This window comes from Mesorhizobium sp. M5C.F.Ca.IN.020.29.1.1 (assembly GCF_003997375.1).
Lineage (GTDB): Bacteria > Pseudomonadota > Alphaproteobacteria > Rhizobiales > Rhizobiaceae > Mesorhizobium > Mesorhizobium wenxiniae.
Genome location: NZ_RZSW01000578.1, coordinates 1 through 3,802, shown reverse-complemented (window position 1 = coordinate 3,802; position 3,802 = coordinate 1). Strand labels below are relative to the sequence as shown.

3 protein-coding genes are annotated in these 3,802 nt (G+C 61.6%); 1 reads left to right on the top strand and 2 read right to left on the bottom strand.

Features of this window, described 5'->3' with window-relative positions; all coding sequences use genetic code 11:
• Nucleotides 1-837 (top strand): DUF2336 domain-containing protein (locus EOA85_RS30000; RefSeq protein WP_127212159.1); only part of this gene is annotated, 837 nt, incomplete at its 5' end.
• A gap of 88 nt (nucleotides 838-925) precedes the next feature.
• Here EOA85_RS30000 and EOA85_RS29995 read toward each other — a convergent pair.
• Nucleotides 926-1,600: an outer membrane protein gene (locus EOA85_RS29995; RefSeq protein ID WP_127212158.1), complete on the bottom strand. Its 675-nt coding sequence runs from the start codon at nucleotides 1,598-1,600 to the stop codon at nucleotides 926-928.
• A gap of 359 nt (nucleotides 1,601-1,959) precedes the next feature.
• Nucleotides 1,960-3,802, bottom strand: a 1,843-nt coding sequence (locus EOA85_RS29990) for a DNA topoisomerase IV subunit B (RefSeq protein ID WP_164759974.1), incomplete at its 5' end; no start/stop codon positions are given.

Below are 3,802 nucleotides of genomic sequence, written 5' to 3'. Positions count from 1 at the left end.
CTGCTCACCGATGCCGATCTGATCGACCGCGTTGCGGGTGGCCAAAAGGCGACGCAGAAACTGATCGCCGATCGTGCGCGCGTCTCCATGGCGGTTGCCGCGGCGATCGCCGAAATCGGCGAGCCGGAAGCCTGCGCCACGCTTCTCGCCAACAGCGGCGCCGACATCGCTTCGCTCAGCTTCCGCCGTATCGCCGAACGTCATGGCCATCTGCCTTCGGTGCGCGAAGCGCTGATAGCAGACGCGCGTCTGCCCGCCGACTGCCGGCATATGCTGCTGATAAAACTTGGTGAAACGCTTAAAGGCTCGCCGCTGGTGGTGGCGCTGATGGGCCGTGCCAGAACCGAGCGCGTCATGCGCGACGCCTGCGTCAAAGCTTCCATGACGCTGATCGAAGGCACGCGCCAGGAAGAACATGCGGCGCTCATCGAGCATCTGCGCCTGCGCGGCGACCTGACAGCAAGCTTCATCATTCGTACCATCGCGCATGGCAAGGTCGACTTCTTCGGCTCGGCGCTGGTCGCGCTCAGCCAGCAATCCGAACAACGGGTGAGGGCGCTGCTGGCCGGCGGGCATGACGTGGCGCTGCAGGCGCTGTTCCGCAGCGCCGGCCTTGCCGCGGCCACGCACGCGATCATCCTGCGCGCGCTAAAGATCTGGCGCGAGGTTGCCAATGGCAAGCGCCTCGCCGGCGTCCAGGAAGTGAGCTGGCTAATGCTGAAGGAATTGGGCGGGCAGTCCGCCGAAGGCGATCTCGCCGGATTGGTCAAATCGATCCATCTCGATGCGCTTCGCGAAAACGCGCGTGGCCATGCGCTGGCGATCGCTGCGGCCTGACACTCAAACGGACTGTCTGTGGTTTGCGCAACACCAGAAGCTCGGGCGTTCTACAACACCCGAGCGAGAAATCAGGACAGGCCGATAGTCAGAATCGGTAATTGACGCCGAACTTCACGGTTGAGAACTTTGCCGTGGCGCTGAAGTCCGAGCCGTCGCTGTCGTACCGCCAATCTCCGAGATCAGTGTAGAGGTATTCGACCTTGGCGGTCCATTGCTGCGTGATGCCGTATTCAATACCTGCGCCCACCGTCCAGCCGATCTGAGTCTCCTCGCCGTCCTGCAACGTGGGGGCATTTTGGATGCGTGCATCCACGCCTCCGATCGCCACACCACCAGTTACGTATGGCAGGATATTGTCGAAAGCATAGCCCGCCCTGCCGCGGATTGTGGCAAGCCAGTTGACTTCAGTCTCGCACGGGCCCGACCCGCAATTGAAGGTGTTGAACAAAGCTGGCCCGTGGGAACCGTCTATGCCCGACCAGGCAATGTCTGCCTCGACGCCAAGAACGTAATGGTCCACCTGGTAGTTGTAGCCCACGGCGACACCGCCGATGACCCCGTCGATGTCCAGATTTCCCGTCTCACCGGGCGGATTGAGATGTTCGGTGTCACCAAAACCGTAGCCGATAAATCCGCCCAAATAGGCGCCGCTCCAGTTGTAGGCCGACTCAACGGGTAGTGTATCAATCACAGCGTCGGCCGAGATTGCAACCTCGGATGAGCCAATAACGAGAATGGATGCGAGAAGAATCTTGCGCATAATTTGCCCCCTAATAATAGCAAACTACTACCTTAGACTGCAGGCTTTGGTCCATATGCGCGGTCTCTCTTCGAGTCGGTTGGACAACGGTTCCTCTTTGTTGTTGCAAATAGGACACAAAATTGCAGAAGTCGCCGGATTTCAAAGCAGCAGACGCAACTATTTCGGCGCTTTCAGCGCTGCTTGACATGCAAAGCGGCACCGGCTTGCTTCAATCGCGTTTCTAGTGCTTGTCACATTCATCGGATTACCCTTCCTTCGCGAAGAAATCCGGGAAATCCTTGATCGCGGCGATCATGCGCAGCAAGGCCGCGATCTGCAGCAACGATCGCCGTTTGCGGTCGCCGAGCAGAAGACGCTCAGATATCCAGCACTTCGGTCTCGGCGAATTCCGCACGTTCCTGGATGAAGCGGAAGCGGGCTTCCGGCTTGGTGCCCATCAGCGCGTCGACCGCATCCTTGGTCGCCGCCTCGGCCTCGATAACATCGACCCTGAGCAGCGTGCGCTTTCTCGGGTCCATGGTGGTTTCCTTGAGCTGGGCGGCCATCATTTCGCCCAACCCCTTGAAGCGGCCGATTTCGACCTTGCCGCGCCCGGTGAACTCGGTGTGCAGAAGTTCGTCCTTGTGCGCATCGTCGCGGGCATAGGCGACCTTGCCGCCTTGCCGGATCGAGTAGAGCGGTGGCACCGCCAGATAGAGATGGCCGCCGCGGACCAGGCTCGGCATCTCCTGATAGAAGAAGGTGATCAGCAACGAAGCGATATGGGCGCCGTCGACGTCGGCATCTGTCATGATGATGACCCGGTCGTAGCGCAGATCCTGGTCGCGGTACTTCGAGCGTGTGCCACAGCCAAGCGCCTGGATCAGGTCGGAAATCTGTTGGTTGCCGGCAAGTTTGTCGTTGCCGGCGCTGGCGACGTTGAGGATTTTGCCGCGCAGCGGCAGCACCGCCTGGCTGGCGCGGTCGCGCGCCTGTTTCGCCGAGCCGCCGGCCGAATCGCCCTCGACAATGAAGAGTTCTGCGCCGGCCGCGGCATTCTGCGTGCAGTCGGCGAGCTTGCCGGGCAGCCGCAGCTTGCGCACCGCGCTCTTGCGCGAGACTTCCTTTTCCTGGCGCCGGCGCACCCGCTCGTCGGCACGCGCGATCACCCATTCGAGCAGCTTCGAAGCTTCCTGCGGATTATCGGCTAGCCAGTGATCGAAGGGGTCGCGGATGGCGGTCTCGACGATCCTGATGGCTTCGATCGTGGCCAGCCTGTCCTTGGTCTGACCGACGAATTCCGGCTCGCGGATGAACACCGACAGCATGCCTGCCGCTGAGATCATGACGTCCTCCGACGTGACGATCGAAGCACGCTTGTTGCCGACCAGATCGGCATAGGCACGCAAGCCGCGCGTCAGGACGTTGCGGAAGCCGGCCTCGTGCGTGCCGCCTTCGCCGGTCGGAATGGTGTTGCAGTAGGAATTGAGGAACCCGTCGCCGCCGAACCAGGTCACCGCCCATTCGAGCGAACCGTGGCCGCCTTGCCTGTCGCTTTTGCCGGCAAAAATTTCGCGGGTGACCTGGAATTCGTCGCCGAGCGAGGCTTTCAGATAGTCCTTGAGGCCACCGGGAAAATGGAACTCGGCCTTAGCCGGCGTCGTGTCCTTCTCCTTGATCAGCGACGGATCGCAGGTCCAGCGGATCTCGACGCCGCCGAACAGATAGGCCTTCGAGCGCGTCATGCGGTAGAGCCGCGCCGGCTCGAATGCCGCACCCTTGCCGAAGATCTGCTCGTCGGGATGGAAGCGTATCCTGGTGCCGCGCCGGTTATGCACCTCGCCGAGTTGCTCCAGGCCGGTCACCGGAACACCGCGCGAAAAACGCTGGCGATAGAGCTGGCGCCCGCGCGCGACCTCGACCTCGAGATGGTCCGACAGTGCGTTGACGACGGAGACGCCGACGCCGTGCAGGCCGCCCGAGGTTTCGTAGACCTTGCTGTCGAACTTGCCGCCCGAATGCAGCGTCGTCATGATGACTTCGAGCGCCGGCTTCTTGAATTTCGGATGCGGATCGACCGGGATACCACGGCCATTGTCGGTCACCGCCAGATATCCATCGGCCGAGAGCTCGACATCGATGAAGGTCGCGTGGCCGGCGACCGCCTCGTCCATCGAATTGTCGATGACCTCGGCGAACAAATGGTGCATAGCCTTGTCG